Annotated in this window: 25 protein-coding genes; 17 read left to right on the top strand and 8 right to left on the bottom strand. The window is 36.6% G+C overall.

The annotated features are described in order from the left end of the window. The first annotated feature begins 14 nt into the window (after positions 1-14). A complete protein-coding gene (locus tag ACMAWV_RS12860; protein WP_412470254.1) occupies positions 15-488 on the top strand; it encodes a thermonuclease family protein in 474 nt (157 codons plus the stop codon). Between the two features lie 61 nt (positions 489-549). Here the strand turns inward: ACMAWV_RS12860 and ACMAWV_RS12865 are convergent, their stop codons facing one another. Beyond that, complete coding sequence (locus tag ACMAWV_RS12865) at positions 550-927, bottom strand: hypothetical protein (protein WP_392992983.1); 378 nt, start codon at positions 925-927, stop codon at positions 550-552. 212 nt (positions 928-1,139) lie between these two features. Between ACMAWV_RS12865 and ACMAWV_RS12870 the strand changes: the two genes are divergently transcribed. Further along, on the top strand, positions 1,140-1,331 hold the full coding sequence (locus ACMAWV_RS12870) for a YwbE family protein (RefSeq protein WP_392859120.1): 192 nt from the start codon (positions 1,140-1,142) through the stop codon (positions 1,329-1,331). A gap of 9 nt (positions 1,332-1,340) precedes the next feature. Here ACMAWV_RS12870 and ACMAWV_RS12875 read toward each other — a convergent pair whose 3' ends face one another. Next, complete coding sequence (locus ACMAWV_RS12875; protein WP_412470253.1) at positions 1,341-1,973, bottom strand: metallophosphoesterase family protein; 633 nt, start codon at positions 1,971-1,973, stop codon at positions 1,341-1,343. Positions 1,974-2,102: 129 nt separating this feature from the next. Here ACMAWV_RS12875 and ACMAWV_RS12880 point away from each other — a divergent pair, with 129 nt between their 5' ends. The 4 genes from ACMAWV_RS12880 to ACMAWV_RS12895 all read left to right on the top strand — a co-directional run bounded on the left by ACMAWV_RS12880 (position 2,103) and on the right by ACMAWV_RS12895 (position 5,232). Then, positions 2,103-2,423, top strand: a complete 321-nt coding sequence (locus ACMAWV_RS12880; RefSeq protein WP_103218351.1) for a hypothetical protein — start codon at positions 2,103-2,105, stop codon at positions 2,421-2,423. A 3-nt stretch (positions 2,424-2,426) separates the two neighbouring features. Further along, on the top strand, positions 2,427-2,963 hold the full coding sequence (locus ACMAWV_RS12885) for a metalloregulator ArsR/SmtB family transcription factor (protein ID WP_103218350.1): 537 nt from the start codon (positions 2,427-2,429) through the stop codon (positions 2,961-2,963). Between the two features lie 164 nt (positions 2,964-3,127). Continuing rightward, positions 3,128-4,747 carry a C1 family peptidase gene (locus ACMAWV_RS12890; RefSeq protein WP_412470252.1) on the top strand — a complete coding sequence of 540 codons (1,620 nt, stop codon included), beginning with the start codon at positions 3,128-3,130 and terminating at the stop codon, positions 4,745-4,747. Between the two features lie 158 nt (positions 4,748-4,905). Continuing rightward, positions 4,906-5,232 (top strand): hypothetical protein, encoded by a 327-nt coding sequence (locus ACMAWV_RS12895; protein ID WP_412470251.1) that lies wholly within the window; start codon positions 4,906-4,908, stop codon positions 5,230-5,232. Here the strand turns inward: ACMAWV_RS12895 and ACMAWV_RS12900 are convergent, their stop codons facing one another. Further along, a complete protein-coding gene (locus ACMAWV_RS12900; RefSeq protein ID WP_392859131.1) occupies positions 5,233-6,036 on the bottom strand; it encodes a TIGR02147 family protein in 804 nt (267 codons plus the stop codon). It abuts the gene before it with no gap. 163 nt (positions 6,037-6,199) lie between these two features. Between ACMAWV_RS12900 and ACMAWV_RS12905 the strand changes: the two genes are divergently transcribed. Next, positions 6,200-7,507 carry a hypothetical protein gene (locus ACMAWV_RS12905; protein WP_412470250.1) on the top strand — a complete coding sequence of 436 codons (1,308 nt, stop codon included), beginning with the start codon at positions 6,200-6,202 and terminating at the stop codon, positions 7,505-7,507. A gap of 93 nt (positions 7,508-7,600) precedes the next feature. Further along, complete coding sequence (locus tag ACMAWV_RS12910) at positions 7,601-7,996, top strand: DUF3347 domain-containing protein (protein ID WP_158246897.1); 396 nt, start codon at positions 7,601-7,603, stop codon at positions 7,994-7,996. A 20-nt stretch (positions 7,997-8,016) separates the two neighbouring features. Here the strand turns inward: ACMAWV_RS12910 and ACMAWV_RS12915 are convergent, their stop codons facing one another. Together ACMAWV_RS12915 and ACMAWV_RS12920 are read right to left on the bottom strand one after the other, a co-directional pair. After that, positions 8,017-8,451 (bottom strand): hypothetical protein, encoded by a 435-nt coding sequence (locus ACMAWV_RS12915; protein WP_412463305.1) that lies wholly within the window; start codon positions 8,449-8,451, stop codon positions 8,017-8,019. A gap of 132 nt (positions 8,452-8,583) precedes the next feature. Further along, entirely contained in the window at positions 8,584-10,419 is a 1,836-nt protein-coding gene (locus ACMAWV_RS12920) for a hypothetical protein (RefSeq protein ID WP_412463304.1), read from the bottom strand. Positions 10,420-10,495: 76 nt separating this feature from the next. Between ACMAWV_RS12920 and ACMAWV_RS12925 the strand changes: the two genes are divergently transcribed. The 6 genes from ACMAWV_RS12925 to ACMAWV_RS12950 all read left to right on the top strand — a co-directional run bounded on the left by ACMAWV_RS12925 (position 10,496) and on the right by ACMAWV_RS12950 (position 17,755). Further along, complete coding sequence (locus tag ACMAWV_RS12925) at positions 10,496-10,987, top strand: hypothetical protein (RefSeq protein WP_412470249.1); 492 nt, start codon at positions 10,496-10,498, stop codon at positions 10,985-10,987. 31 nt (positions 10,988-11,018) lie between these two features. Continuing rightward, positions 11,019-11,864: an NIF family HAD-type phosphatase gene (locus ACMAWV_RS12930; protein ID WP_412470248.1), complete on the top strand. Its 846-nt coding sequence runs from the start codon at positions 11,019-11,021 to the stop codon at positions 11,862-11,864. A gap of 178 nt (positions 11,865-12,042) precedes the next feature. Then, positions 12,043-12,924: a M14 family metallocarboxypeptidase gene (locus tag ACMAWV_RS12935; protein ID WP_412470247.1), complete on the top strand. Its 882-nt coding sequence runs from the start codon at positions 12,043-12,045 to the stop codon at positions 12,922-12,924. Between the two features lie 138 nt (positions 12,925-13,062). Further along, complete coding sequence (locus ACMAWV_RS12940; protein WP_412470246.1) at positions 13,063-13,455, top strand: MarR family winged helix-turn-helix transcriptional regulator; 393 nt, start codon at positions 13,063-13,065, stop codon at positions 13,453-13,455. Then, positions 13,452-14,681 carry a TolC family protein gene (locus ACMAWV_RS12945; protein WP_103218338.1) on the top strand — a complete coding sequence of 410 codons (1,230 nt, stop codon included), beginning with the start codon at positions 13,452-13,454 and terminating at the stop codon, positions 14,679-14,681. Before ACMAWV_RS12940 ends, ACMAWV_RS12945 begins: the two co-directional genes overlap by 4 nt. Positions 14,682-14,692: 11 nt before the next feature. Next, on the top strand, positions 14,693-17,755 hold the full coding sequence (locus ACMAWV_RS12950; RefSeq protein ID WP_412470245.1) for an efflux RND transporter permease subunit: 3,063 nt from the start codon (positions 14,693-14,695) through the stop codon (positions 17,753-17,755). 47 nt (positions 17,756-17,802) lie between these two features. Here the strand turns inward: ACMAWV_RS12950 and ACMAWV_RS12955 are convergent, their stop codons facing one another. Next, complete coding sequence (locus ACMAWV_RS12955; RefSeq protein WP_412470244.1) at positions 17,803-19,179, bottom strand: HD domain-containing protein; 1,377 nt, start codon at positions 19,177-19,179, stop codon at positions 17,803-17,805. 56 nt (positions 19,180-19,235) lie between these two features. On the opposite strand from ACMAWV_RS12955, the gene ACMAWV_RS12960 reads away from it, so the two are divergent. The 3 genes from ACMAWV_RS12960 to ACMAWV_RS12970 all read left to right on the top strand — a co-directional run bounded on the left by ACMAWV_RS12960 (position 19,236) and on the right by ACMAWV_RS12970 (position 25,069). Further along, entirely contained in the window at positions 19,236-20,594 is a 1,359-nt protein-coding gene (locus tag ACMAWV_RS12960; protein ID WP_392992954.1) for a hypothetical protein, read from the top strand. Positions 20,595-20,869: 275 nt separating this feature from the next. Beyond that, a complete protein-coding gene (locus ACMAWV_RS12965) occupies positions 20,870-22,477 on the top strand; it encodes a hypothetical protein (RefSeq protein WP_412470243.1) in 1,608 nt (535 codons plus the stop codon). Positions 22,478-22,564: 87 nt separating this feature from the next. Next, complete coding sequence (locus ACMAWV_RS12970; protein ID WP_412470242.1) at positions 22,565-25,069, top strand: cation-translocating P-type ATPase; 2,505 nt, start codon at positions 22,565-22,567, stop codon at positions 25,067-25,069. Here the strand turns inward: ACMAWV_RS12970 and ACMAWV_RS12975 are convergent. Continuing rightward, complete coding sequence (locus ACMAWV_RS12975; protein ID WP_392992947.1) at positions 25,040-25,543, bottom strand: YgjP-like metallopeptidase domain-containing protein; 504 nt, start codon at positions 25,541-25,543, stop codon at positions 25,040-25,042. The genes ACMAWV_RS12970 and ACMAWV_RS12975 overlap by 30 nt on opposite strands. A gap of 15 nt (positions 25,544-25,558) precedes the next feature. After that, positions 25,559-26,083: an RNA 2',3'-cyclic phosphodiesterase gene (gene thpR, locus ACMAWV_RS12980; protein ID WP_412470241.1), complete on the bottom strand. Its 525-nt coding sequence runs from the start codon at positions 26,081-26,083 to the stop codon at positions 25,559-25,561. Between the last annotated feature and the right edge of the window lie 234 nt (positions 26,084-26,317).

Here is a 26,317-nt window from a genome sequence, read left to right on the forward strand (position 1 = left end):
CCGATACACTATGTATGAAATACATAAATATCGCAATTCTTATATCATTTATTCAATTCGTAACGTTTGCAGCATCAGACTGCACCCACGACGCCAATAACTTCCGCTGCGTAAAGTATGTGAAGAATTACGACGCGGACACGGTGACGTTTGATATTCCAAATGTGCATCCGCTGATTGGAAGTCGAATCAATGTGCGAGTGAGTGGGGTGGATACGCCGGAGATTCGAACGAAGAATGCGTGCGAGAAGAGCAAGGGGCGAGATGCGAAGAAGATTGTGACGAATCTTTTAAAGCACGCCAAGCGCATTGATCTAGAGAATGTGCAAAGAGGTAAGTACTTTCGCGTGGTGGCCGATGTGAAAATCGATGGCCAGTCCCTGTCATACTATCTTCTTAAAAATGGCCTTGCCTATGCTTATGATGGCGGCACGAAGAAGAAGGTGGATTGGTGTAAGACGAATCGCGAGATTGCGTCGGAGAACTAGGATGCTGGGACGCATCCCGAAAAGGTTCCAGGAACCATTTACATTTTAGGAACCTTCAAGCTTACAGGTTTATATATTTACTTTCTTTTAAGCATTTTAAGGCACTACCTGCTCTAGATGACCAGCTGACCTTCTTGTAACAAGATTCAAGCTGTCTTGAATTTTCAAATTCTTTATTTTTTATAAATGAAAGGCAATCATTAGCTTCTCCAATTTGAGAGCTCCAACTTTCAGAAATGGCATAACATACTGCCACAGCATTTCGATCAAAGAATCCAACATCTACGATCTCCATGCACTTTTCATAACCGTCACTAGATTGACTTGTCCAAGAGCTATCTTGAGAGTCACAAACGTCATACGTAGACATTGGAGTAAACTCACCAGCAAAGCTTAAAAAGTTTCCAAGGACAAGAAGTGTAACTAATAACATTCTCATTATATTCTCCTATCATCTATGTAATGTTTAATGACAAATATTTGTATTGATTATCCCTACTTTTATGATTAGTTTCATTCATTTTGAAGAATTTTTATAGGCCGTTAGAAAGCTAACACTTAATAACTTTTCCAATAAATTAAGGTTTTTATGTGTACAACCTGTTAAAATCACTTTTAAGGAAGCTAAGGTAAGACTATAAAAGGAATAAAGTGGAAGGCAACGTAAGAGACCATATCGAAATAGGCGAGCGAGTCCGCATAGTACTTAAAAAAGATCAACGAACAGGAAACCTTACTGAAGGTATCGTAAAAGATATTTTAACGAAGTCAGATTATCATCCGCATGGGATCAAGGTTCGTCTTGAAAGCGGAGAGGTTGGACGCGTAAAAGAAATTCTTTAGCATCTCTTGTTAGCTTAACTCCAACGTAATCGGCGGATTGTTGTACTTGTAACTCTCATCCAAGCTACAAGAGTTTACAAATATGATTCCACCAAAAATATCAGTGCCGTAACCTTCGTGGATATGGCCAAAGGCATGCACGCGAGGCTGAACTCGTTGGATAGTTTTGAGCAGGTCTGTGCATCCGACACGTTCGCCATTTGCACATAAGTCCATCACGGCGCGAGGTGGCCCGTGGGTGAGGAGGATATCAGTATCATTTGGGATTAAGTCCCAATGTTTTTGAATCTCAGGACCTCGGTGCCTGTTAAATGCCCAGTCATGAAACCACGGCTGAATCGGTGAGCCCCAGATTTTAAATCCTTCAATTTCAATTCCTGAATCATTTAAGTAGATGATGTCGTTGTCTTTTAAGATTGCTTCGGCCTCTTCCTTTCTTTCATCATCAAAGCAGAAGTCGTGGTTGCCAGCGATGACGATCTTGTGTTTGAAGTCAAGGCCTGCTACAAATTCTGCAAATGCTCTCGTATCTTCCAGCGAGCCACGGCGTGTGAAGTCTCCTGTGTGAAAAAGGATATCCCCTGATTCGAAGGGAACTTCGCCGTGGCGATTATGAGTGTCTGAGAAGAAAGTTAGTTTCATTTAGGTATAATAGCATATGTTTTAATATACTGGTTTTAAATCTAATTTGATAAATATCAAAATAAATATTGACCTTTCTATTTCTTGAGTCTATTTTGACAAGTATCAAAACAGATTCAGGAGGTAAAAATGAATTTTTTGGATGAATTGAAAGAACTTTCAAAGCAGGCATCGAACCTTTCAAGAGGAAAAATCGATATCAACGTTGAAAGAAAGATTAGAGAGAATGTTTTTGAAATTATGGAAGAGCTTTACGGAAATGCTACGACTGCTAATTTCATCAAGACGACAAAACTTATGTACCGTGATTGGTCACAGAGCTATAGCGAAGACATCAGATTTGGACGTGATGAAGATGCAGACAAGGCGATGGTTAAGCTTAGTACATTTGAGTGGATCGTATCTCTTCCATCTGTGCAAGAAATGCGCGCATCCCTTGGCGAAGGTTAAGAGATGAGTCTTGCGAACGTATTTAAAGTTTTAGGTGATGAGGCGAGATTAAGTATTATCAGAAGCCTGGCAGAGAAAGATCTCTATGCAGAAGTTCTTGCAGAAAGACTTTCTCTGTCTCCTGGAACGATTACGCATCACTTGAAAAAGCTTGAAGCTGTAGGACTTATTAAGTCGCGCAAGGAGCAGTACTACAAAGTCTTCTCACTACAAAAGAAGATGCTTGATAAGAATATCCTAAGTTCAATTTTAGAGGTTTCAATTTCAAACGAAGATGAAAATGAAGTTCAATATGAACAGAAGATCATCAAGTCATTTTTTAAAAATGGTGTGCTTAAGTCGATCCCTGTACAACGTAAAAAACGACTCGTTATTTTAAAGCATCTCTTACAAGAATTTAAAAAGGGCCGTGATTACACAGAAGCTGAAGTTAACGAAAGGATTGAAAAGTATAACGAAGACTTTTGTACCATTAGACGTGAGTTTATTGCAGAGAAGCTAATGGAGAGAAAGGCCGGCATCTACCGCGTAAAAGCTTAATGCTGGCCAATTTTTGTACACTCACAATTCTTTCAACACTTTTCCTAACCAACAACCCATAACTAGCTGATTATCCACACCTCAAAAGCCCACTTCTTTGCAAAAACTGGCTTCTGTCTTGCTGTATCTAATTACTGATACAACTCTTTTAAAAGTTTGGAATTATGAAGCACTCATTATTTTTATTCAAAGTTTTGCTCTTGCAGTTATCTGTTTGCAATTTCGCAATAGCGAGTGAGTCTGCAATACCGGCATCACTTGATTTAAGTAGCATTCAGTCTTCAGTTAAAAATCAAGGAAATCGAGGGGCGTGTACATTCTTTAGTGCTACCTCTTTATTAGAAAGTGAAATCATTAAACAGCAAAATATTGAGATAAATATCTCTGAACAATTTTTGATTTATGCTACCAAGAACTATGCTCGTTATGGAGAATTAGAAGAGGGCTCTAGTGTCATTAGGAATCTTTATGCAGCAAAAAAGTATGGGATCACTTTTGAGCAGGATCTACCTTACCAGCAAAGCTGGTTCTCACCGGGGATGCCATGCTCGGAAGACGCCCCTGTTAGATCATCTGGTTATGAATGCTACCACCATAATAGCAGTGTCGATAAAAATAGAATTATCTCATTAGGGAATAATTTAGAAATTATTGACATAGACGATTATGAAAATCAAAGATCTGATCTAATTATTTCATACCTCGCTAAAAATAAACGGCCAGTATCTGTTAATATCGTAATTAATGATGACATCATGCTTAGTTCGAAAAATGGAGAGATCAAATATAATACGAGGCTAAGAGATGAGTGCAATATTTCTAATCATTGTTTTGCTCACTCCATCGTCATTACAGGTTATAACCTAAAAGATAAAACTTTTAAGTTCAAAAATAGCTATGGAAAAAGCTGGGGAAGTAATGGGTATGGAACAATTACCTTTGAGTATATTAATAAACTCTATGGGGCCCCTGAAATTATGGCCGTCGAGCTAAAGAAAAAATTGAAGCTTATTAAGCCGAAAGTGCCAGCAGCTATATCTCCTAAGGTATCAGTGAAGTCAGATATTGATTTTGATGGTAGTGACATAAATATAAAAGTCAATGGAAGGGTAGAGTACTTACCAAAAACACAGTTTAAAATTCAGTTTGCAATTGTAAGAATTGATGAAGCCGGTGAGCCAAAAATCATCACACTTGATGAAAGGTTTGCTACGTTGTTTCACTATGCAACAACAGATGATTCTGGAAATCTAGATTTAGATGAAATTAAAGAAGTAAGTTTTAAAAACGTAAGACATAAACTCAAAAAGCTAAAAGAAGAGCTCTACCTATTCACTCTTGTTAATAAAGTAAGTGATAAAGAAGATGAAAATATTGACTATACCTTTAGTAAGCTCACTTTTCCTGCTTATGTGGAAACATTCAAAGACTGTTCTGAAGCATCAAAAATAGGCCCTAATCCTGACAAGCAAAAATGTTTTGATAAATTTAAGGGCAGCTACACGCTCCAAGAGTGTCTATCTCATGCAACGCTTTTTGATATTATCTATATGGATAAGGTTGCTAGTTGCTTTAAAGAGCTTAAGGGGCAATCTAACTTTTCTCAATGTAGCAGTCTCATTAGATCGATTCCTAAGAGCATGGACAAGTACACTCAACTTGAAAATTGCAAAGACATTTATGAGGGCGAATACACCGTATACGAGTGTAAGAGTGCTGCAAGATTAATGTCTGATGGCTACTATAGAGATCAACAGCTAACGAGATGTGAGCTAGGGTTTTAAAAATGATCTATCGTAAGTTGTTGTAATTATATTGTTTTAAGTGGTTTTTCATAGCTGAGCTTAAGAAAGGCTGATTTTTTTAATTAATTTAATCTATCAGTGCGTCATCTGTTGGTCTATAACTCCTTCAACAAAACAAAAAGAAAAGGAGAATACAAATGAAAAAGACAATGATGATTTTACTTAGTAGCTTAATTCTTTCACTAAACACTTTTGCTTCTACAGAGGTTGAAAACTCAAGACTTGTTAATATCGTTACTCAACTTGAGACGTTTATTGGTGAAGATAGTGAGCTTATGGCCGATTCTCAGATTAAGCTAATCTTTGAAGAGAGTTTAAATAATTTAGATGATTCGAAAGTTATTCTTTCAAATATCCTCGAACTTGATGAGAGATTTGAAGTAACAATGGATGATGAATTCGCCAATAAGTTAGCGATTTTTTCAGCACTACTTCATGAAGTGATGCTAGCGACTAGACCTTAACTAAACTTTAAAGAGATCCATCGTGTAACAGAAGACATCCTCTTGGGTTGTCTTCTTTACTACCTCACGTATCTCTTCAATGGCCTTTACCATGATGCCATTAACCTTTGGTAGATCTTCCTTAGAAAGAGTGATAACAGAGGAATAGTGAAGCTCATCTTCAGTTGCTCGGTCCATACTTTCCATCGCACGCAGACGCCAATTTGAGTGATGTCTTGCAATCATTGGAGAGTTCTTTCCAAGGTGAAAACTTTTTGATGTAAGCTTTATTTTATCACCGTCATTAGTAATAAGCCCCGCATCCAAAAGGAAGTCGATAACCTTTGCCACAGTCTCTGTGGAAATTGAAAAAGTTGCAGCGATCACTTCTCTGTCGTACTGCTTTGTGATTGAGAGGTAGGCGTGGATCGCAAGATAGTGCCAGCTTGAGTAGTATTCGTATTGCTGCTCTTTTGTTAGCTCTTTCTTATCAGTTAGGCGTTTACTGAGATCTTTTGAGTCTTTGACAAGCTCATCTATCTTGAGCTTGTAATAGTCACTTAATCTCTTATTTCCAGCGCGCTGATAATTAACCAGCGTTAAATAGAACTCCGTCTGCTTATTTGATAGAGACAGAAAATCTGCTGTGAGCAGTGCCTGCTCAAGACTAAAGTGAGCATCTTTGTTTAGGACTTGTGAGATATAGGCCGTTTGGCAGGCCAGTTTTTCAGCAAGTCTTGACCTTGTTCCGCGCACCCGTTTTCCAAGCTCTTCAAGAGCATCAATAGTGAAATCTTTGTAATTTTGATAACTGAAAATATCCATAAGTTCTCGTTATTATTGGCTTGTGTTCTCTTCTTCGTAGTATTAGTTAATACTTTAGCATATTTTTAGTTAGCCTTGGCATCGTTGTGTATTTATTAAATACAGGGCCTATAAATTAAACACTTTCCCCTTTGCTAAATTGCTTTTGGTCTATATTGAAACCATGAAGACACAAAAACTTATTTCACTAATTGGACTATGCTTATGCTTGAATCACCAGGCCTTTGGTGTAGAAAGTTTGGATATTAAGCATAAAGTTCATGTGGATTTATCAAAGTATAAGACACTTCTTGATATTAAGAAGTTTAATCTTCATAAGGAAAAGCCTCAGCAACTAGATTTAAATTCTTTTTTAAAAAAGAGTGTGCAGGACAATTCAGATGAGGGTGGCTTTGAGAGTTCTGGTGGAGGAACGATTGTTAAAACAGGAGTCGGTGCACCTATCTTATTAGACATTGCTGTTTATGATCAAAACTTTGTTGATGAATTTAATTATTCTCAAGGTTCATCAGTTGTCTTGAAAAAACATGCCAGTGTTCTTGGTTATGAGAAATTCACTTTTGATCGCATTAAAGAAATGGAAATATATACACTTTTAGAAGAGAGAATCGAGAAGTGGCAAGAGAGTAGTCCTTTGATTACTCATGGGATTAAGTCCGCCCTAAAGGGAGCTGATTGGAGATTTACTCCACATCGAGTTAGAAGCTTTTATGAGGGTGAGATTTTTGAAGGTGCAGTTTTTTATTCTGGAGATAAAGGCGCTTGGATTTCTACTCCTGTTTGGAATAGTGTCGGTGACTTTTCAAAAATAGGGCTTCTTATTCATGAAGCCTTAAGACATATGAGTATTAGCTATGGTGATAAGTTAAGTGAAGAAGTAATCCATGATATCACTTACCGAATTACCCTTACTGAACCTATCGAAGGTGAGACTCTTGATTCTAGGGCCTATTATCATAAAGACTCAATTACGGCGCTACATTATAAGAGTAAGGATAAGCTTGCTCAAAGCAAAGAAAGACTAAGAAATCTTATTTTAGATGAGAGATTAACTAACGATCCTGAGCTCCTTTCTCTTATTCAAAATAGCATCGATAATATTGATAACTCTAGTGTTCTAATGGAGAGCGTAACGGCCCTTGATAAACTTTATGAAGTAACATTTGAAGATAAGAAGGCAAATCTCTTACTTGATCTCTCTAGTGGCATTCACGAAGTCATTACTAGTCAACTTCGTGTAAAAGCTTCAAGGCCTGCCTTAGAGTTAACGGATGCTATTCGATCAATGAACTCAATTATCAGTCTAGAAACAATAAGTGAGAGCTTAATAATTGATTATATTGAAAGTGGTAAGATTCCTTATGAGTTCTATCAAGTGAAGGAGCGCCTTCAATTTTTAAATGAAATTCAGAAACTAAAACAGCGACATAAAAAGCTACTTGAGAGAGGTGCCTTAATTGAAGCTTACTAGTTCTAGAGATAATAAGTATTAATTTGATTTTATAGTTTTTACGATATACCCTAGGGGGGTATGTGTAATATCATGCTACCCATAGGAGAAATTATGAAATTATTTATAGCTTTTATATTATCTTTTAACGTTTTTTGCCATGAGCTAGAATATCAAAATTACCTAAGTCTTCAGAAGTCATTAGTTGAGGGAAATCTCGACCAGGGCCTAAAGTCTTGGAAAACGATGTGTAAGAAAGAACTTGGCCACTATGCTAAAGATTATAAATACGGTGACTGTGATAAGAATATAAAAAGTGTCAGTGCTTTAAGAGATTCATTTAAGCTTCTTTCTGAAATTTACATCAAGAATGGAAAATCACTTGAAAATAGCGACCTGAAGATCGTGAAATGCCCAATGGCAAAGGCCCGTTGGATTCAAAAAGGATCTTCTGTTAAGAATCCATATTACGGAAAGAAGATGCTTACTTGTGGTGAAGTAGAATCATAAGAAGTAAGCATCTAAATTTTTTATAAGTGTATACAACGGTAAGTATCAAAAGTTTGAGACTCGATATCGTAAAGATAGAGTGCTTCCGAATATCTCTTTGTGTAAGCAACGTAGAGTCCACCTGATTGTGGATTTCCACAATAGTAGCGCTTGTCGTGTTCGAGTCGATAAACAGCAGTAGATGCTGAGCTAAATTGTTCAACATCTTTTTGTGCCTCAAGATAGGCGCTTTGAACTTCATCGTAGAATGGAAGATCTGGCGTGAACTCGACACATTTGTATTCTTTTAGATTTCTCAAATCAGTATTGTCGATATAGTAGTAAAGCTTAGAACTTTCTTTGTAATAGATCTTAATGTGAGACTCGTGTTTCCCGCAGTAAAGGGCACCGTCATTAGAGTGATGAAAGGCCATCGCAGAAAGTTGTAGTAATACAGCTAGACTGATTAATTTCATAAAATCTCCTTAATATTTCTACTTTATACACCAAATTCAATATATTGAGTCAGAGATTGTACTTTTAACAAGGTTTGAAAAGGAAGAATCCAGGAACCTCGTTAGAAGTTCCCGGAATTATTAGATCTTATCTTAGTTCTTTTCGATTGAAGATGTCTTAGCGTAGTTAATCGCTGTTGTAAGCAGAAGCCCAACAAAGAATAAGACGCTTAGGCTTGTTTGGTAATTAAAGCCTTCAACTCCAGCGATCTCCATTCCACCAATGGCAAGGATTCCAAAAAGAAGAGCAAATAAAGCGTCTCCTGTGATAAGTCCTGCGGCAGTTAAGATTCCTCGGTGAGTGATCTTTGTCACAGACTTTGTTCCAGAAAGTCTTGCAAGCGATCCCAGAAGAATTCCTGTACCGATATATGAAGGAAGATAGATTCCAACTGCAAAAGCAAGTGAGCTTAGAATAATACCTTTACGCTTTCCGATGATTTCAATGATCACAGCTAATAGTCCAAGGCCTGCTCCGGCAAGTACTGGCATCATTGGAATATCACTTTGAATAAATAGTGATTTTAGAACTGTTGCAAAGAAGGCCGCCTGTGGTGCAGGAAGGGCCTCGCTTCCAAGTGTTCCTGTTTCATGAGCAACGTAAACCGCTAGAGGTACAGAGATTGCACCACCAAGAAGACCAACAAGTTGTCCGATGAAAGAGCTTGAAACCTTAAGGCCATTAAATTGCATTGTCTTATAATCTTGAGATGAGTCATTAGATGCACAGATGGCAACACAAGCTGCAACAATAATTGGAACTAGAAAGTAAACACCTTGGATACCTTCAAGACCAATTGCAAGTCCAACCAAACTTAGAACTAGCATTCCCATAAAAACAGTTCCACTAACAGGTGAAGCAGATGATCCAACTTGAAGTGATAAAAGTGCACCTAGGCCACTTAGGAAAAAGATGAGTAGTAGGGCAACAATTCCAAGTGCAACAAGACCTACGAGTGTTGCTCCTGAATACAGCATCATCGCAATTAGTAAGAATGCACCAAACCCAATCGATGCTAGAAGTTGCTTTCTTACGCTTGCTGGAATTTCTAATTGTTCAGCATCAAAGTCTGCTTCTTTATTAGCTAGAGCATTGCGAGTTTTTCTACCTTCAATAATATAAGCAATTAATGAGTAAACAACTGCAACAACCATAGCTGCTCCACCAACCCAACGAAAAGTTGTTCCTGGCATATTTTGAGCGGCCGACATTCCTTTAACAACTGCATTTAAAAGTCCTCCAAAGAAGATTAGGATTGCAGTAGGAACAGTTAGAAGTGCTCCAATACCAAAGTATAGTGGGTTAATTGGAAGTGGAAGTTTTGTTTCAACGCCACTTAGTGTGAACTTTAGGTCATATATACTTGCCTTTAAAACTTTAATTTGACTTAGGAAGGCCATGACAAATCCAAATGCTAGCCCTGGAATAAGTGAAAATTTTAAAGGTGGTCGTGCCTGAGGATTTTCTGCTGCTGTCTGAATTAGACGGTCACAGGCAACGGCCTCTGGCGCTGGAAGTTTTGGATCAGTTAAGAATCTCTGTGTTGCAAGACCAACAAATCCCCAACCTAGGAAACATCCTGCAGCTGAAGCTAAAATGAGAGATAAAATATCGACTGGTGGAACAGCTACTCCAAGTTCTGCTGCTAAGATTTGAACGATTGGTGCAACAAATGCGACACCTGCTGTTACGGCAACTCCTGCTGAGCCTGTTACTTGGGCCATGGCAAGAAAGCCTTTCATATCGTCTTTAAAGAAGGTACCCATTGCGACCCAGCCAAACAGAACGACGAGGGGACTGATCCCCGGTGTAATTCCAGCCTTTAGTGCTGAAAAGACAAATGCTGATCCGAGAACAAAGGAGATGACGAAGCCGAAGACAATTCCAGCTCTTTTCGATTTTAACGATGGTTCGTTAGCATTACTCATAAACTTTCTCCAGTTATTATTTAGTTATAATTATAGAATTACTTTACTGCTTAGATTTAGCAAGTATTATGTATATATGACGAAAATTGATAAAGAAAAGCTAACAGAAGAAATGAATTCTAAGAATCGTGAATGGCTAATTGAGTCTGATGGTGTTTCAGCTCTCTTCATTCATAATCTCGAAAACTTCGCTTATCGCTACCTTGAAACATCGACTGATAAAGGAATTAAGTGTGTTGTTGATGGTGAGCTCTATCAAGTCAAATCAACTGAGCCTTCAATCATTGAGGCCCTTAAGTGGGATAATCCAGAGCTTAAGAAATCCCTTATCGATTTATGTAAGAAGTATCCAGGAAAAGCTTCTAAAGAGCTTAGAGTTAATCTAAGTTTAGAGACGAAAATGCTAGGGGAGCATAAGAATGAATGCTATGCTCATATCACGTGCTTACTGCCAAATGGAGAGAATTTAATTCTCTTTGAAAAGACAACGTCTATGAGTTTTGATGATCCGATTGAGCTTCGAAATAAGCATGCGGCCCTTCTAGAAGAGGTTTCAGTAATTTTTTAAGTATTTGACTAAAATGGTCGATAAGATATCAGTGAGATATCTTATTTTCATCCTAATATTCATTTCATGCTCTAAAGTTCTTAGGGGCCCAGCTCAGCTAAAGCAGAAGCATATTGTCTTTGATCTGGACCACACGCTCGTGGCCGAAATAGAAGAGGGTGAAACATTTAATCCGAAAAGAACTATTACCATCCAAGGCATTCACTATAGGATTATTCCATACGCCCAGGAACTCATCACTGAGTTATCAAAACGAGAAGATGTTTCAATTTCTTTTTTTAGTGGTGGGAGCGAGGATCGAAATCTTGAATTGTTAAAATCGCTCAAACTTTCAGACGGAAGTGATAAAAGTTTTCATGATATTTCTTATCGCATTCTTTCAAAGCGCCACCTTTTCGATAATAGAAAAAATGTCCCCGAAGATTCTCGCTTTGTTCATAAGTGGAAGAAAGATATCTCCCTTGTAAGTGATGATCTTGATTCAATCATTCTCGTGGATGACCATAAAGACTTCTACTATCAAGGTCAAAAAAACAATACAGCATGGTTAGGAGAGTGGTTTAATAATTTTGAAAGCTATTCAGATGTGGAAGATTACAGGAAAAGAATTGGAGATGCTAAGGGCTTCAGACTTCCTCCATCATATAAAGACTGGTGGATGAATCGCAATAAACTGGCACTTGTTGGAAGCGCCATTAAAGAGGCTTTGGATAACGATGAAGTCTTTGTGGAATCAATGAGAATTCATCTCAAGCATCTAGATGAGCAAAGAGCTGGAAGCCTTGAGAGTTTAAAAGATCGAGTTCATACCTTTGGAATACGTTTTGCGCCGGAGTCTTGTTCCTCGGCGCTTGGAAGTTTTCTTCAAATCCGATAGAAATGATATGTATGCAAGGAATTGGTCATATGAAAATAAGCGAAGTTGCCCAGACAACAAATCCTCGATACGTGTAACCAAAGACAGTTGGTAAAATTCTAATTGAGATTCAAGATATTGAAGAAATAAAAAAATAGTGCCAAAATCTTTTTGTTGTGAAGTTTAGTATGAGGCACTTATGTGGAATGACGAACAAAAGAATATCTGGTTTGAAGAACAAGAGATAAAAAGATCGTATCGAGAAGAAGTCGTAACAAAGATTAAGAATCTAGAAGCTCTCTTTGATATCTCTCAGTATGGAGCACTTCCGTATGATGAGAATAGGTATCCGCTGTTCTTAATAAAAAGCAAGAATTTCTTACCTGAGAATAAAACGATTCTAATTACTGGTGGTGTTCATGGTTATGAAACTAGTGGTGTTCATGGAGCTCTCGCTTTTTTAGAAACACAAGCTTTAAACTACACAAACGATTTTAATATTATCGTTGCTCCATGTATTAGTCCTTGGGGTTATGAAACAATTAATCGTTGGAACCCAATGACCGTCGATCCTAATCGTTCATTCTTCAATGATGGTCCTGCGCCCGAATGCAACCTTTTCATGAAGGCCATTTCTGAATTAAATCTTGAGATTTTTGCTCATTTCGATCTTCATGAGACAACGGATACTGATAATACTGTCTTTAGGCCGGCCCTCGAAAAAAGAGATGGAATACCTCAAGATATTTGGGATATTCCAGATGGTTTCTATCTGGTGGGAGATAGTGAGAATCCAACACCTGAATTTCAAAAAGCAATTATTGAATCTGTTCGTAAAGTTACACATATCGCACCAGCTGATATAAATGGGAATATTATTGGAGAGAAGCTAGAACAAGAGGGTGTGATTAATTATCCTTTGAAGAAGCTTCATCTTTGTGCATCTTTTTCTGATGCAAAATTTTGTACGACAACAGAGGTGTATCCAGATAGCCCAAGGGTTAGTGCTGAAAATTGTGTGGATGCACAAGTGGCCGCAATTATTGGTGGCATGGATTTTTTAGTTAATTCGATTAAATAAGCTGAAATCTTTCTAATGAATTATATTTGAAATCTTAAGATATCTTTGTAGAATACTTAACAAAGTTAAATATTAACAAGGTTACGTATTATTAAAGATTCATTATCTCGTAAATTTATCGAAGTCATCCCATCATCTATGGGCATTATTAGATCGTATATTAAAAGTGCTAGTGAGTCAGAGCTTAGCTTTCCAAAATATCGAATCCTTGCAAGAGTTGATAATGGCACATGTTCAGTAAGTGACCTAGCTGAAGTCATGTGTGTATCTTGTGCGGCCATTTCAAAATTAGTAGATACTTTGGTCAACGATAAATACATATCTCGTGAGACTTGTAAAACAGATCGAAGAATCACGAATCTAAAAATTACATCAAAAGGCAAAAAGAAATTTGAAAAAGTCAGAAGTGCTGCTAGCTGTCGCTTTTTAGAAAACCTAGATGATATTGATTCATCTGAGGTTAAAAAAGTAACAGATGCACTACTGGTAATTGAAAAATTTGTTAAAAATATACAGGAGACTAATTCTTGAAGTTTTATAAAATTGGATTATTGTTTTTTACACTTGTTCCTTGCTTAAGCAGCGCTTCAGTTGAGGATCTTTATTTAAAATCTTTAAAAAAGTCAAAACAAGTTGAAGTATTCGATCTTACAGAGAAGAAGACTATTTCAGACCTTGAAACTGTAGAGTCAACACTTTATCCGTCAGTTGATATTGTAAATACTAACACTTATAGTGAAGAGTATCGCAATGTTACAACTCGTAATAATGAAGTTGATTCAGAAGTTTTCCTTTCTTTAAATCAGAAACTATTTCAAGGTGGAGCTGAGTTTGCTCTATATGACTATAATAAAATTGTACCAAAGCAAGCTAAAGCTCTTACTGATAGAAGTCTTGCAGAGTACTACTCTCAATTCACGTCGCTATTCTTTCAAATGTCTTCCGCTATTGAAGAAAAAGAAAGAGTCGATGCATTATTAGAGAACCTAAGAAAGAGGGTTAGTATTGTTAGAGGTAGAACAAAAATTGGACGAGATCGCAAGGCCGATCTATTTGCTCTAGAGTCCCAACTTCACCGCCTCGAAGCAGGACTTGTACAAAGTAAGGCACAGGTAAAGACTTCGATGACTGATCTTATGAATTTTTCTGGACTCGATAATATTGCTGAAGTGAAAGATAGTGTTGATCCATTGAAGTTAACGCTTTCATTAAATGTCGATCTTGAGAACACACCTGAACTTAAAAGTTTGAAGTATGATTATGAAGCTTCTATTGCAGAAGCAAAGATCGAAAAGGCCGCATATTATCCCCAGGTTGATCTTAGGGCCAATTACAATATTGATAAGAACGAGATTGGAGAGCGTGATTGGGGTGTAAGTCTCAATGTCTCTTTAAACTTATTAGACTTTGGTGAAAGAAAGTCTCGAGTTGTAAGTAAGAGAATCGCTTCACAAATCAACAAGGCCCAAATTGATTTCAGTAGACGTAATACGAAAAATCGTTGGAATGCATTTGTTCAAAATTTTGAATATAAGAAAAATGAATTAAAAACACTTAGAAAAGCATTGTTTCGAAGTCGTGCTTCGTATCAAGAGCAGTTGAAAGATCTTAATAAAGGCCTTGTTACACAGATTGAAGTTATTAGGTCACTAGATGATGTCATTGATCTTGAGAAGTTAGCGATTAGATCGTCTCTTGAAGTTAAGTCTTTATATTATCAAGCGAATGCTTACTTAGGTAATATCCCTAAAAATTAAGAAGGTTATATATGAGTTTATCATCATTATCGATAAGAAATCCTGTATTTGCATGGATGTTAATGTTCTCTCTCATTCTCTTTGGAATCTTAGGATTTAGAGAATTAGGAATTAATGAAAACCCAGATGTTGATTACCCATCAATTTCAATCGCCTACCAATATGAAGGGGCAACTCCAGAAGTTGTGGAAAAAGACGTATTAGAGCCGGCCGAATCTATTCTTGTTTCAATGCAAGGGATTAAAGATATGACATCTACTGCTGGACGTGGGCAAGGGCGAATTGATTTAGAGTTTACACTTGATAAAGATATTGATTTCGCACTTCAGGAAGTTCAAACTCTTCTAGGACGTGCTCAAAGACAGCTTCCTGACGATGTCGAAACTCCAACAGTGACAAAGTCCAACGCAGCTGATGATCCAATTCTCTATTTAGCTCTTGTTTCAGATACTTTGTCTGAAAGAGAACTTAATATTTTGTTTAAAGATGGTGTTATTGATCAGCTGACTACAATCGAGGGGGTCTCTGAAGTTCGTGCTTTTGGTGCGAGAGAGCCTATGATGAGAATTGATGTTATCGCTGATAAGCTAGAAGCGTATCAATTAACTCTCTCTGATATTGTTCTTACACTCCAACGAGAAAGTGTTGAGCTACCTGCTGGTAAGTTTGAAACGGTTTCAAATGAGAAGAGTTTAAGAGTCTTAGGTGAAGGACGAACAGTTGAAGACTTCAAGAATATGATTATTAATCGACGTGGTGGCCAAGCTAATTACGTACCGATAAGACTTTCTGAAGTTGCAAATATTTACGCTGGTGTTGAGAATCGTACGCGTATCTCACGTGTTAACCAAAAACCATCACTATCGATGCCAATTTACAAGCAAAGAGGTGTTAACGCAGTTGATGTTGCGGATAGAGTTAAGGCGAGAGTTGAGGAGATTTCTAAGAACTTGCCTGAAGGGACAAATCTTTCTGTAAACTTCGATAGAACTTCTTTTATTAGGTTATCAATTGATGAACTTCTTCAAAACCTAGTGCTATCAGTCATCTTAACTTCTTTAGTGTGTTGGCTGTTTTTGAACTCAATGTCGGCAACGATAAATATTCTTCTGGCCATTCCTACTGCCATTATTGGAACGTTTTCTTTTATGTACTTAATGGGATTCTCATTAAATACATTCTCACTTCTTGGACTAACCCTAGCAATCGGTATTGTCGTTGATGATGCTATTGTTATGTTGGAAAATATTGTTCGCTACGCCAAGAAGGGACATGATAAGGTACAGGCAGCTTTTAAAGGAAGTCGTGAGATTGCATTTGCTGTTCTTGCCACGACCGCTGTTCTTGTTGCAATCTTTGCACCTATTACACTAATGCCTGGAATTGAAGGAAGGTTCTTTAAAGAGTTTGCTTTAACAATCTGTATTGCTGTATCTCTATCTTCTCTAGAGGCCCTGACTCTAGCACCAATGAGATGTTCACAATTCTTAAATGTTGCTTCAAAAGGAATCTTTGTTCACGTTTGGGTTGATAAGGCCGTAGAGTTTGGAAATAAAGTTTACATGGGAATTCTTAAGTTCGCACTAGGTCATAGAATTAAAGTTCTTCTTGTATCAACAGCACTGATTCTTGTCGCTTTCTTATCTCTTAATCATATCGATAAAGAATTTGCACCTGAGTCTGATCGTAGCTTCATGTTTGTAATTTTCATCGCTCCAGATGGAAAAAGCTTAGATTACACAAATGAGAAAGTTAAAGAGTACGAAGAAATCGTTTCTAAAAATGAAAATATTCAAAGAATGATTGTTGCAGTTGGTGGTGGACGAGGTGCTACTTCTGGAAACCGTGGTTTTGGTGTTTTAATTCTTAAAGACCGCGATCAGAGAAAGCTCACTCAATTTGAAGTTGCAGCTCAGTTGAGAAAAGAATTATCTGTTATAAAAGGTCTAAAGATTATCATTAGAGATCGTATGGGATCTGCCATTGGTGGCCGAAGAGGAAGTCCAATTGAGTTTACAATTACGGGGCCAGATGCCGCAATTCAAGCACAATTATATGAACAACTTGAAAAGGGGATGAAAGAATCTGATCTAATGGTTGGAATTCGCTCCGATGACATCGGACAGCTTCCTGAAGTTCACATTATTCCTGATCGAATTAAAGCACAACAACGTGGTGTTGAAGTTAATACTATTGCAACTGCTCTTAATGTCGGAGTTGCTGGTTCGGCCGCAACAAAGTATACGGAGCGTGGTAGACGTTACGATGTATTTGTTCAATTAGCAGAGGAAGATCGTACACGCGAAAATATCTCGTCACTACTACTTCAAAATAATCGCGGAGAATTTGTAACTCTAAATGATGTTGTAAAGATCGAAGATGCATTTGGACCACAGTCTATTTATCGTGAAAATAGGGCCAGAGGGATTCGAGTTGATGCCAATTTAAAAACTGGTGTTGCTCAAAGTAGGGCAATTGATTATATCAAAGAACTTGGTGAGAAAGTATTGCCAAAGGGTTATTACTTAAAGTTTTCAAAGGATCTAAATGAATCACTCTTTAGTGTTTTAATGATCATGGTTTTAGGACTTGTTATTGCCTATATGGTTCTGGCCAGTCAGTTTAATTCTTTTTCAGATCCACTAACTGTCTTTCTGGCGATACCTTTTGGATTAGCTGGCTCATTCATCGCACTATGGTTGTCTGGAAGTACTCTAAATATCTACTCGATGATTGGTATCTTACTCACAATGGGGATTGTTAAGAAAACTTCTATTCTTATTGTTGAATTTTCAAATCAACTAAGAGATGAAGGCAAAGAGTTAAAGAATGCCATCTTAGAGGCATGTGAAACACGCTTTAGACCTATCATTATGACTACTTTCACAACTCTTGCATCTGCTGTTCCAGCGGCAGTCATTGTGGGAGCGGGCTCTGAAACAAGAAGACCTATGGCCCTAGTTATTATTGGTGGGGTTTTTCTTTCAACTATTTTTACTCTAGTTGTTGTTCCTTGCTTTTATTCACTAATAGCAAGACCTCGAAGAAAAATTTTAGAAGAAGTTGAATCATAAATATAAATACCGGAGGATCTTTTCATGGATCCTCTGGTATATTTTATTTATTTTAGGTCTTTTAAGATAGCAATAAGCTTACGATAACTTTTATTAGTATATTGTTGGTTTAGAAAAGTAATTAATTGTTCATTTGAAAAGTTTTGTCCCTTATCCTTTGTTTCAAAGAAGAAGTTCACAAATGACTCTGAGATCATCATAACTTTTGAAAGAGGGGAGATATCATCTCCTGGATCCATGGCAAAGCCTTCCCCATTTCGTGTACCGTGGTGTTGCAGGATAATCTGATCAACACCATTAGGAAGCTTCTTAAGCTTTGAGACTTGCTCTGCTGCTAGCTTGGCATGCATTAAAATATAATTTAAGTTCTGTTCACTAACATCAAGTTTATATGCAAGATCTTCAACTTCAAATGCATCAGGATGTTCTTTGTAGACTGGTGCTAGGTAAATATCATGAAAGAAGAAAGCGCAGGCCATCTTCTCTTCTTGAGCAGAGTTACCCCACGAAACTTGTTTTAAGATAAACTGACTTACATATGTTGCAAGAATAGAGTGGGTATAAAGATATGATGATTTATTTGCAAGAAGATATGCTAATAATTTTTCAAGTTCACTCGATTCTTCAATAACTTCCTTGATGATTTTTATACAAGTTTGGCTTACTTTTGATACCTCTTCGAGGTTTGCTTCATCGCTTAAGAGTACAGAAGCAAGAGATTCTAATGAGACTTCAACGGCCTTAAGCTTTTCTTCTGGCGTAGCTGTTGTTTTTAAGTGCATGATTAATTGCATCGTTAAAAAGTTGATACACTGAAGTCTTTTTTCTGATCTCACATAGACTTGATCATCTTCTGCACTTATGTCTTTTTCATTAATCTTATCATCCTTTGAATATACTAATTCAAATTCATCTTCATCTTTTTGTTCTTTTCGAAGATAAATATCACAGAAGGCTTGATCAGTTAATTTAAGTAGATCTAGTGGAAGTGGGTAAAAATCTCCAACATCTAATGCAACCATATCTTTTGCCGTAACATTCATTAGCTTTGCTGATGATCTAACGATTGATTTAATATCATATCGATTAGGAATGTAAATAACAGATGGTGGGATTGCGACTGTTGAATTTTGTTCAGTTAAATTATTAAACATAATAATATTAGACTTCAATTTCACAGAAGAAATGAGGTTTAATATTTCATCAGAAATATTTGGGAAATCTTCAAGAAAGTTTGCACAAACAATTAGATTTACGTAATCTCTACGACCTAAGTAGTTTTGAATTTCACTTTTTGTTTTTGCAACGATTACTTTTAAACCGACGTATGCACTTAAGTTCGCAGCATAAACGGAACTTAAGATATTTTCATCAGAAATAATCAAAACTCTAGATCGCATATAATTCCCATCGTAATAATTCATATGTATTATATACTATTATTTAATTTAATTAAGCTAAAGTTGTTAGGAGATCAGAAATGATAAGAGCATTATATATTACTGATGAAGATATCAATAAAGACAATTATCTAAGAAGTAACCTTCCTAAAGAAATCGAGATAGTAAAGGTGAACTCTAAAGATGAGGCTATCGATCAAGTATTGAGTAAAGGTCCATTTCATATTGCTTTAATTGATGTTGAAAATAAGGATATAGAAGCGCTTGATCTAATGACTGCATATAGTGAACTTGTCGATAGTATTGATTTTGTATTCTTTGGAAACTCATCGCTATATGCTGGAAATGTAGAATCCCAACTCGATGAAGAGATGATGGCCGTGGCCCATCACCTTGAATATCCTTTTAATGAAGACGCACTAGAAAATGTGTTTATGGATATCATATTAAAATATAAAAGAATTGAAGAAAGTGCGGCCTTGATTGAAATCGATGAATCTGAATTTGCTCCATTAAAGCTTCGAAGTTTATATTTATTTAAATCAATACCAGCGGATGCATATATTAAATTTTCTTCAAATAAATTTATGAAAGTGATTAAGAAAAATACTCTTATCACTGAAGCTTTAATTCAAAGTTTTGTTAAAAGAAAAGTTAAGTTTGTATATCTCTATAAAAGTGATCAGCTACAAGTTCTAGAAGATGCTATTACAGAGATGTATATTACGCTTGATAAGTATAAGGATACAAAAGTATTGCTTGAGAACCTTATTCGATCAGTTGGTATCATCCATTCGTACTTAAGATGGATTGGTACTGGGGATGCAGTTTTATCTCTAGTTGATAAGGTGATTGAAAAATGTGAGTACGTAATTGAAAAGGAGCCGGATTTATTGGCCCTGCTAGGAAAGTTTCCATTCAGCGCGGGAGACGTTGCTGAAAAGAGCATTCTTACATCACTATTTGGATGTAGTATCCTAGAATCCATCAATTATAAGGCAAGTGGGACAAGATCTAAAATTATACTCAGTGCACTCTTGTGTGATTCAACATTAGAAAATGATGACTTGTGTAAGATAAATTCAGTTAAAGATCCAAATCTAAGAATGTTTTCTGAAGATGAACAGGAAGAGTTTAAGATTCACCCTGTGAGAGAAGGTGAGTTAGCAAGTTTATTTACTAAATACCCAGAGGTTGATTTTATTCTTCATCAGCATCATGAACAGCCTGATGGAAGTGGTTTTCCTGTTGGTCTTCGTGGAAAGAAAATAACTTTAATTTCTGCAATTTTTATTCTTTGTAATGATCTTGCTTCTTATATAATTCAAAGAGGGCTAAAGAGATCTGTTCTTAGAAAGGCCGCAGAGGTATTAGAAGAGAAGTATTCGTACGTTCCCTTTAAAGAACCTTTCAAAATGTTAACGAAAAAATTCTCTTGATAATAAAGGCCTTGATTATGCACAAGTGAGTATCATTTAACTAATGATAGTGTAAGCTTTAGTGCTAACTTTCAAGGCTAATTCTCCCTAATTCTAGTAATCTATAATTGTAAGCTTTTCAGAAACTCAAGTTGATGATTTTGTTCAACTTTTATCGTTTAATACCGAATATATTTCTATGACCACTCGTTAAGGAGCATTGAATCTATAAGTATATTCTTATCATATTTCTACTTACTTTCTCTAGTAGATCATTTGCTGAGACCGGCAGTTGTTTGGCCAATTCTGAAGTGGTCAAAGATAAAATAAGTTACTTAAGAACAAGTGTTATTTGCGCAAACTCTTCATCGTTAAATGATTGTCTTGAACTTGTGCAGTTAAGAGATATTGAGCATTCTCATTTAATTGATGCCGCTATTAAAGAGGATTCAGCTCTTGTTTGCTCTCTACCTGTTACTGGCTATCCTGTTGTTACATCTACTTTTCTTGCTCTTCAAAAATCTTCGATGCAAGTCATCTCAGAAAAACTTGCTCCTAGAAAGTATGTAAATGATGCACTTGATTTTTATCAACATATGCAAGCTCATAAGAAGCGTGTTGTCGAGATGGGAATGAGACTACTTAAGGAATTTCCTGACGAATTTAAAGGCTTGGATGAAAATATTTTAAAGAGTGTTTTGTCCGTACATGATAATGCCAAAGTAAGAACCACTAGTCGCTATAACGGACGTCCTTTTTATGAAGTGCTCTATAATGAAGGATATGGAAAAAAACTAGATCGTAAAATTGTTGATGCTTTAAATAATCAGGATGAAAAATTTGTTAAAGAAGTCTTTGATCAGTTTAATCTTAATGATTCGACACGTGAAAAAATACTACGTATTGAAAAAATCGCAGACTTTGTTGATAGAGGTATGAGTCCTGTTGCAACTGAGGAATTTGGAAGGAAGACAACTCTGGCAAGTCAAAGTGACTTTTTTCTTAAAGATAAGATGGATAGAAATTTAGCGAAGTATCTGGAAGATAATTATCAAGATATCAATAAGGACCTTCATTATAAGAAATTGAGTGTTCTCGAAAAGGCAAAACTTAAGTCTAGGTTAGATGTTAAGCTAAAGTATGGTGAGCTTGTCAATGAAAAGAAAGCTGGGGTGTTTGCAATTAGTAGGGCCGCACTAGCTTCACAAATTAAGAGTCATGCGAAATCTTTAGGAAGTCGAATTGCTGGACTTTTATCTAACACGAAATTTATTAAAGGAGTTACAGGTGTTGATTTAATGTTAACTTCGATAAAGACTGGATGTCAGGAAATCGGTTATCACGACTGGGTACAGGATCCTAATTGTGGGCCATTAATTGGCTTAGGTCCTAATGTAATCAAATTTTTAGATGAGCCTTGGCTGAGACAAGAAATGGCCTTGCAGCATGGCCAGCATATGTGCAGTGTTGTTGATGGCATATATAATGATCTTCAATCAAATCGTGTTAATAGGAAATCATGCCTTAGGGATGGAAAGGTAAAACTTAATGGCCTCGATAAAAGAAATATTCTCGTAACTAGTGAAGATAATAAGATTGATAAAGTCCAGTTTTATGAAAGAAAATACGGACGTATGGGAGTTACGATACCCGTTCTTAGTAATTTAGAATTTGATCCAAATGGGGAAATTGAGAAGGCCTGTTTTAGTGTTCAAAATGGTACAAAGAATCTATGTAAGAATAAATATGAGATAAAGTCTAATAGTTTAAATAATGTTTACAGAAATGCTATTAGCAAAGCTCAGGAATATTTGAAAAAGAACTCTTTTGATATTGCGCGTTCTATTTCTTGTTGTCTTAGAGAAACTCAGGACCCTTCGTTAAAAGCCTTCTGTGCAAATTGAACAGATAAACTTTAGTCCTCTTAAGTATTTTTACGCATGCTACTCTTGCTAGAATATGATCAACTTTAATGATTGGTGAACGTCAGTATGCAAAAGAAAGTCTCATTTAGTAGTTTAGTCGGTCTTACTGGAACACCTAATGGATTAGATGAAAAAGAAGTTAACAAGCAACGTTTAAAGTTTGGACCAAATGAGATTGTCGAACGCATAGGAAATCCATGGATTGATATCATTATTGATACGCTCAAGGACCCTATGGTATGGTTTCTCGTTGGGATATCTGCCGTATTTTATCTTGTTGGTGATTATACTGAGTCTCTCATTCTAATGCTTGCAACACTACCGTTAATCTTTATGGATGCCTTTTTACATTTGCGTACACAAGTCTCAACGGCAGCTCTACGGAGTCAATTATCGTCAAAAGTTATATTAATTCGTAATGGTAAAAAAGTAGAAGTTGATTCATATGAAATTGTACCTGGCGATCTTGTGGTTCTCTCCTCTGAAGGAGCCTACTTGCCTGCAGATGGTTTTTGGGAGGAGACAGATTCACTTCAAGTAGATGAATCTGTACTAACAGGGGAAGCCTTCCCGATAAAGAAAAATCCCATACATTTTGATCCATTTAAAAATACAGCTGATACTTTAGTTGAAACAAATATATTAGGCTTTGCTGGAACACGAGTTTTAGCTGGAAAGGGAAATCTTAGAATACTATCGACTGGTAGGAATACTTCATATGGAGAGATCGTTCAGTCTGTCGCTCAGATCGCTCACGAAAGAACTCCTTTACAGTCTGCGATATTAGAGCTCACACGATTTCTAATATATGCTGCTGTCATGCTCTGTTTTATCATTGCAGCGGTTAGGCTCTACCAAGGTCATGGTTGGCTTGATGCTCTCTTAAGTGCAGCAGTATTGGCGGTTGCTGCTATCCCTGAAGAGTTTCCAGTAGTCTTCTCCTTTTTCTTAGGAGTCGGTGTCTATCGTTTAGCGAAACACAATGCACTTGTTCGAAGAGCGGTATCGGTCGAAAATATTGGTCGAGTCACTCAAATTTGTACGGATAAAACAGGCACGATAACGGTTGGTAATTTAGAGTTGACCCACTTTGTGAATACATCTGATACTTCAGAGTCTCATCTTCTTACAATGGCACTTGCGGCATCTAATAGGCAGGGGGCCGATCCTGTTGATATTGCAATTATTAATGAAGCGAAGAATAGAAATACGACAATACTTAATCGTTTGTCGGTAATTCCTTTTACAGAGGATAGAAAGAGAGAGACGGCATTTATTGAATATGAAAATACCTTAAGGTGTGTCATCAAGGGTGCCCCTGAAATTGTTTTATCTAAATCATCTCTTAATGACGAAGAAAAGAAGATGTGGGGAAAAGAAATTGAGACATTGGCCAAAGGTGGTCACAAGGTCTTGGCCGTTGCAGCTCTTGTGGTTAATGACGAGCTTGTGGAGTCTTGTTTAGAGCCTGAAGAAGGATTTCACTTTTATGGGCTTTTGGCATTTGAAGATCCAGCCCGTCCCGAAGTAAAAGAAGCCTTAAAGTATTGCATGAAAAATGAAATTAAAGTTTTAATGATTACGGGAGATCATCCCGATACCGCCCGCGCAATAGCGAAAGATATTGGCCTAATACAAGAATCAGCTGTCATTATTTCTGCCGAGAGTGAGCCTCATAAACTTGAAGAAGAGTGGTTACAAGATAATCCAGGGTTCTTTAAAGGTGTTGATGTTGTTGCAAGATGTAATCCTGTACAGAAATTTAAGATTGTTGAGAGTCTAAAGAAGGCCGGGGAGCTCGTTGTCGTCACTGGTGATGGAGTAAATGATGTTCCAGCACTTAAGGCCGCTGATATTGGTGTTGCAATGGGGCTTCGTGGGACGAGAAGTGCCAGAGAGGTATCTTCAATCATTTTGAGTGACGATAATTTTAGCACAATTGTAAATGCAATTCGTGAGGGCAAGCAATTATTTGAAAATCTCAGAATGAGTTTTAAATACTTACTACTTATTCATATACCATTTGTTCTATCAGCTGCCTTAATACCGCTACTTGGCTATAAACTTCTTTATTTGCCAATTCATGTAGTATGGCTTGAATTAGTTATTCATCCTACTGCTCTTTTTGCTTTTCAACAAAATATTAATTTAGATACGCAAAAGGATCTTTCACATCGAAGATCATTTTTTAATAAAAAAGAGTTAATGACTATTTTAACATTGGGATTGAGTTTGACTGCAATACTCATTATCTCTTATATTAGTGCGGTCTCTGAGAGTCAAGATGTCGCTCACGGGCGTGCTAAAGCGATGGCACTGCTTTCTCTTTGGAGTGCTGGCATAGTTATAGCATTAACAAAGTGTCGAACAACTGTCGCTAATTTGATCATACTGTGCACAATCTTATTATCTCTCGTTCTCACACAATATAACTTAATGGCAAATGCGTTGCACTTATCTCCACTTCATCTCATGGATTGGATTAGGGTGATTTTCATCGCTTTTGTATTTGTCTTGATTTTATTTCTTTTGGATAGTCCTTTAAAAAAGAACTTCTCCCTGATCAAGTAGCACAAGATAGAGTCTTAAATCGAACTCAACTTGGTGATAGTTTGGTTGCATATATTCACAAAGTTTATAGAATGCTTTGTTATGATCTTTTTCTTTAAAATGGGCAAGTTCGTGTACCACAAGCATTTCGAGCATCTCTTTTGGTGCGTCTTTAAGAACTCGTGAGATTCTCATTTCATGCTTCTTTTTTAACTTTCCTCCGTGGTTTCGACTAATGTAGGTATGTGTACCAAGTGCATCATTTACAAGATCTTTCTGTTTTTCGTAAATAACCTTACTAAGCTGAGGAACATTACGCATATACTTATCTTTAAGCTCATTTGCATATTTATAAAGTAATTTATCAGAATTTATTTCATGCTTGTTTGGATATTTTTTTTGCAGGTAAGATTTGAGATTTCCACTAGCAATGAGGTCTTCAATTTGTTGTTTGATATGTTCTGGATAGTATTTAAAGTACTTCTCAATAGGCATATATACTCCAATTCCTCAAAAAGTTGCTAGAGGAATGTATTCAACACCATTTTTGGTTGAATGACTATGAAATAAAGTAAACTCATTAACTAGAATGTTGAAGTCATGTATTTCTACCGTCTTAAGGAAGCTTCTTATCTCTTCTTCACCAATACCTTTATCCATTCTGCCTATGGTGAGATGAGGAGTGTACTTCATATTATCCAATTTTAAATCTAATGTTTGTAGCTTTTGTTCAATCTGAGTTTGTAGCTTTTCGAGCTGTGGATTATGTTCGACTCCAATCCATAACGGTGTTCCTCTACGGTGCGGATGAAAATACCCTAAAGATTGAAACGTAAGGGGAAAAGGTGAAAACTTAATCGTTACCATTAATTTGTTAATTTGAGCTAATAATGCATCAGAGACTTCACCAATATATTTTAAAGTTAGATGTAAGTTGGCAGCAGGGTAGCGATTGAAATATTGATGTGCAAAGCTTATTTGATCTATATGCTCTTTGATATCTTTAGGTAAATCAATTGCCACAAAAACTCTCATCTCACAACATTCCTAATTTAGTATTAGTTTAAAAAAAGCCTCACAATTTGAATGGTTAAATATACTGAAGTATTACCTATTAAAACATGAACCTACTTTTGTTTGCACATTTTTGTGCATATTACTTTCTTGATTATTTGCTCTATTGCAATATCTAAACTGCTGAAATTACTGTCTTTAATTAAATGTTCTTTAGAAAAGTTAAAATCACTTTTGTTCCACGATTAAAATACC

Origin of the sequence: Halobacteriovorax sp. RT-1-1 (assembly GCF_047085455.1) — a bacterium.
Classification (GTDB): domain Bacteria; phylum Bdellovibrionota; class Bacteriovoracia; order Bacteriovoracales; family Bacteriovoracaceae; genus Halobacteriovorax_A.